Origin of the sequence: Tyzzerella sp. An114, assembly GCF_002161055.1 — a bacterium.
Lineage (GTDB): Bacteria > Bacillota > Clostridia > Lachnospirales > Anaerotignaceae > Fimicola > Fimicola cottocaccae.
Window position 1 is genome coordinate 1 of the sequence record NZ_NFLT01000043.1, and the last position, 4,934, is coordinate 4,934.

Here is a 4,934-nt window from a genome sequence, read left to right on the forward strand (position 1 = left end):
CAGAGGTTTTTTTAAAGGATTTTTAGGATTAAAAAAATTCGATTTTCATAGATGACATGGCAAAAATTAGGTGAAAAATCGATTTCAAGCGATGTGATTTTAAATTCACATCGCTTTTTTTGTATCTTGAAATATATGTAAAAATTTAACAAATTCATTTTATAACCATTTTTTAAAAAAATATTTCGCAAATTATGACAAAAAACAACAATAATAATCATAATAAGTGATTATGTTGTGTTTTATAAAATAAAAACTTAATATGAGTGATTTTTATATACTTGTAACATAAGGGGTGGTGAGTAACTAAAATTTATTTTATGGCAGTACAAATTAAAATGTACTGCTTTTTTTATTGCCATTAATAAGGAAGAAACAAGGAAGGAAAAATTTTTATGAGAGAGCAAGAAATCAAATTTTTAGAGGTAAAGCCACATAAGTATCTAAAAGAGTTTATGTTGAAAAATTTACTTGAATTTATGCAGTAGATAGTGAGAAAATTAATTGACATAATATGTATAGAGAAATATTTATTTAATATTTTGATTATATTTTACACCTATAAACCATATTGTTACAATTATAATATAAAATAAATAATATGGTGGTGAAATAGAAATGGCTTGGAAAAATTTTATATTTACAGATGAAGAAGCAAATTCTTTTTTAAATATTTTTAATAGTATTATAAAAAATGATTGTATAGAATATGAAAAAACATATATACAATTAGGAGAGTATAAACAAGGGCAATTAGGTTATTTTTTTTCAATAATTTTAGCAGAACAAGGTCCTAATTCAGCTTATGATACTTATTGTTTAGATTGTTTATTGGGAAAAAGTTATATAAAAATACCTTTCAAATTTTTGGGTTGGGCAGGAGAAAATAAGGATTTAGGACCTGTATATGAAATAAATACATTATGTCTGGGAGATATAAAAACAGATTTATTTTATACTGATGATGATATTCAAAATGATAGTCAGGAAGCTAATGAATTAGCTCAACTTATTTTAAATAATTCTAGTGGTTTAACTGATTTTCGTGTAATAAAAATAAAGTATATTAGCTGTATATCAAATGGTGATAATATTGAAGAAAGTAAATGGGGTATTGTTTTTAATTTAGATAAATCAAAAATTAAAAATAAAATTATTGTTAATGGTAATATTTTTAATAAAGAAAATTCGGAAAGATATATTTTTGTACTTCCTAAGACTGGCGAATTTGAATGTATGCTTGGAGAAATATTTAATTTAGATACATTTATACCACTTGCATATCATAGATTTTGTATGAAATGAGAGTATTTATTTTAAAAATTGAATTTATATTAAATATCTATATAAATATCTATATAAAGTTGATTTTAAATAGATATTTATGTTAAAATATAAAATAAATAATATTTATATAGATAAATGGGGTGATTAAATGAATGATATTGAAATAAGTGGTTTAATTAAGGAATGGATTACTCATAAAATTAATAATCCTAAATATAAAATTGAAGAATTTATTTTAGATAAATATATAGATATTAAAAAATCTTCAACAGACAATATTGAAGAATTAAAAAAATCATTTTTAAAACGTATAGATATTTGGAAAGAAAATAGTTATGATTTTGAAGAGTTTGTAGGTAAACAAAATTTATATATATCAGCATCACAAGAACAAAGTTCTGAAATGTTGGATAATGTAATTAATGAATTAGATATGGATATTAAAGAACAGTATCATTATATGTCAAATATAAAAATGTTGATTTATTCAAGTATGGTAGAGAAATTAGATGACTCTTTAAAATCTGAAATAAGTAATATATTAGAAGAAAACTATAATAATGAGTGGGAAATGGCTGATGAAGGGGTTTCCGAAAAAGAATTACAAGATATGTTTTCTGAAACATCGTATTTACTTAGCTATATTGGAGTTGATTATAGTTCCCAAACCAGAAAAATTCTTGCAGAAATAGGAGTTGGTCATTCGGCATATTTTGAAAATAAAATTTCAGGAGAATACAGAAATGATATTTGTATTTTAACAAATTTTATTATTTCAGAAATGGTTTTAAATGATGAAAAATTTGAATGTACTGAATATGAAAAAAGAGATATTGTTGAAAAAGTAATTCCTGTTTGTGTATCATCTATGTCAATGGCTGAAAATGAAACTGATGACAATAATTATATAAAAATTGCAATTACATATTTAAGCAATATATTTTCTAATAGAAGAATTAATTTTTTGGTTAAAGCTATGTTAGTTTTAGTATCAGTTAAAATATTTATAAATATAATAAAACTAATTATTTTAGGTCAAGTTATTTGTCTTACCATAGGAAATATTTGGAGAAGTTGTAATTCTGTATTTAATTCAAGAGATATTAGTGTAAATAAATTATTTAATAAATTTATACTAAGAAAAAATGTTATAAATACAGAAGAATTAAATTATAACAATTTAGATACAATGGTTTTGTGTCAGACAGAAGAAAAATATGATATTGAATAAGGAGCATTAAATAAATGTACAATAAACCATTAATGTTTACAGTAGGTATGCTTGCTGATATGACAGGAGGAAATAAACAATATCTTAGTAAAAAGGTTAAAGAGCTTATATATAATTCTGAAATTAATATGCAAGCAGAATTAAAATCAAATAGAGAAGGATATAGAATTCCAGAAAGTGAAGTTATCAGATGTTTTGATAATATTACAAAAGAACAAATTGATGAATATAAAAGAAAGTATTATGCTATGGATACAAGTCCTAAAGTTCGTAAGTTAAATGAACAAAAAGAACAATCCGAAAATTTTTTCTTACAGAAAGAAAACGAAATTTTAACTGAATGGAAAATTCGCTTGGCTAGTGCAACTCAAGAAGAAAAAAATAGTCCCCAAATGTATGAATATCTTGAACAAGAATTAAATAAAATTCAACTTTTAAAAGAAGCTAAACTTAAAGAATATGTTATGTTAGAAATGTTTATTGAAAACTGCGATAAGATGATTGATAGTATACAAAATAAACTTAAAAATAAAAACTAATAATAAATAATAAAAAAGGGGGAGTAATATTATGATTAAATTATTAATTACAGGTGGAAAAAGTAGCGGAAAAACAGTAGCGGCTTGTTGTGCATACAGACAATTATCTAAAGCTAAGTTTGAAGATAACAATATGGGTGATTTTGGTATAATTGTCAGAGAAGGAGTCGATGTAACAGAATTAACAAATATGTATAATGGAATGTTAGATAATAAACTTCCTGAGGGTAGTATAGAAAATCATATATATGATTTAATACTTACAAGAAAAATGAAAAATATATGTAATTTTCTTTGGTTAGACTATATGGGAAATATGACAACAGATTTTGAAAGTTCTGATATTCCTGAAGATGAACTTAATGTATTTGATGAATTTTTAAATGAAGCTGCAATTTTAGCATTTATTATTCCTGGAAATGTATTAGATGATTTTATTCATGTAATTGATAAGGATAATGGTATGCAAAATATAGAAAGAGCAAAACTTACAAATGCTATTGGCGAAAAAATAGGACAAGTTATAACACTTGTAAATAGAGCTAATGAATTAAACCTTAAAAAATATGGAAAAGAAGATAATAGACCTATAATATTTTATGTTACAAAATCTGATAAAGTTAAATGTGATGATTCTAAAAAAATGGATTATTTGTATAAATTACTTGATGGATATAATTTACTTATAGAAGAACGTAAAATATTAGGCTGTCATTCTACTATTGGTAAAAATTTAGTATTAGATGAAAAAACAAATGAAATTATTAAAGGATTTGACCCAGTAGGCTTTGAAATTCCTGTTATGCTTACTGTTGGATATGCTTTATCTGAAGAAGGAAGAATATGGCAACAAAATGAAGCTGGTAAAATAGATGTACGAATTTCAGAACTGAATAATATTTTATTTAAACAAAAATCAAGTGAAGAAAAAATTAAGAAAAATCCTTTAAAAAGATTAGCCGGAATATTAGGTCGCAGTAAAAATTTAACTGAAATTAATTATGATATTATTAATACTCAAAATAATATTAAAGAAGCTGAAAAAGATAAAACTAACTTGTTAAATAGTAATAGTTTATGTCAAAATTCAAATGCTATTTTAGAATATTTACAAAGTAAAAACTATGAAATTCTTTATGTTAATGAAAAAGGTGAAAGATGTAATTTATCTGAATTTTTTAAATGATTATAAAATATTTTAAATACTATTATATTTGTATTTATAAGGGGTTGTAATAATGGCAGTATATGGTTGGATACGCTCTAACTTAAATACAGAAGGAGATAAAGGAGATTATTTAGTTAGATTTTGCAGTTCTGAATTAAAAGAATATAAAGATATTTTGTGGAAACTATCAAATAGAATGTTATCTACTCAAAACAGAAAATTAGATGAATATAAAGAAAAACAAAGAACGTGGTTTGCTGGTTATTTAGATAAAGAACAAAGTATTTATGCAATAGCACTAAGTGGAAAACAAGAGGATATATTAAATATTGAGTATTCAAAAAGAGAAGAAACTCGTGGATTGTATAGTGTATTGGTTTTAGCTTTTACAGATGAAGATGCAAAAAAAGTATATATAAAAAATGATAATATATTTAAACCTTTAAAAGATATACTTATAGAAATTATCAATAATAAAGATATATCTAATAGAGCCATAGAGCAAGATTTTTCAGATTATGTAGAACTAATAAATTCAAATGGTGACTATGATAATTATAATATAATGCAATCATCAGAAGATTTAGATTTAAAATTATGGAATTTAAGTCATAAAAGAAATGTTATAACAGGAGTATTAACCAAATCTGACGGCATAAAACTTTTTTCATTATTTCCAGATGCAATTATTACAGTAGCAGAAAATATT

Annotated in this window: 5 protein-coding genes; all 5 read left to right on the plus strand. The window is 23.4% G+C overall.

The features are described 5' to 3' along the window. Window positions 1–618: 618 nt before the first annotated feature. Window positions 619–1,305 carry a hypothetical protein gene (locus B5E58_RS12985; RefSeq protein ID WP_088110072.1) on the plus strand — a complete coding sequence of 229 codons (687 nt, stop codon included), beginning with the start codon at window positions 619–621 and terminating at the stop codon, window positions 1,303–1,305. A gap of 130 nt (window positions 1,306–1,435) precedes the next feature. Continuing rightward, entirely contained in the window at window positions 1,436–2,518 is a 1,083-nt protein-coding gene (locus B5E58_RS12990) for a hypothetical protein (protein WP_088110073.1), read from the plus strand. Window positions 2,519–2,532: 14 nt separating this feature from the next. After that, window positions 2,533–3,057: a hypothetical protein gene (locus B5E58_RS12995; protein WP_088110074.1), complete on the plus strand. Its 525-nt coding sequence runs from the start codon at window positions 2,533–2,535 to the stop codon at window positions 3,055–3,057. A 31-nt stretch (window positions 3,058–3,088) separates the two neighbouring features. Continuing rightward, a complete protein-coding gene (locus B5E58_RS13000) occupies window positions 3,089–4,243 on the plus strand; it encodes a hypothetical protein (protein ID WP_088110075.1) in 1,155 nt (384 codons plus the stop codon). Window positions 4,244–4,295: 52 nt separating this feature from the next. Continuing rightward, window positions 4,296–4,934: hypothetical protein (locus B5E58_RS13005; protein ID WP_143597280.1), on the plus strand; the 639-nt coding region annotated here is incomplete at its 3' end.

Excerpts from the sequence above, each read along its gene's own strand:
- B5E58_RS13000 (WP_088110075.1), top strand. The coding sequence starts at position 3,089 with ATGATTAAATTATTAATTACAGGTGGAAAAAGTAGCGGAAAAACAGTA.
- B5E58_RS12995 (WP_088110074.1), top strand. The coding sequence starts at position 2,533 with ATGTACAATAAACCATTAATGTTTACAGTAGGTATGCTTGCTGATATG.
- B5E58_RS12990 (WP_088110073.1), top strand. The coding sequence starts at position 1,436 with ATGAATGATATTGAAATAAGTGGTTTAATTAAGGAATGGATTACTCAT.
- B5E58_RS12985 (WP_088110072.1), top strand. The coding sequence starts at position 619 with ATGGCTTGGAAAAATTTTATATTTACAGATGAAGAAGCAAATTCTTTT.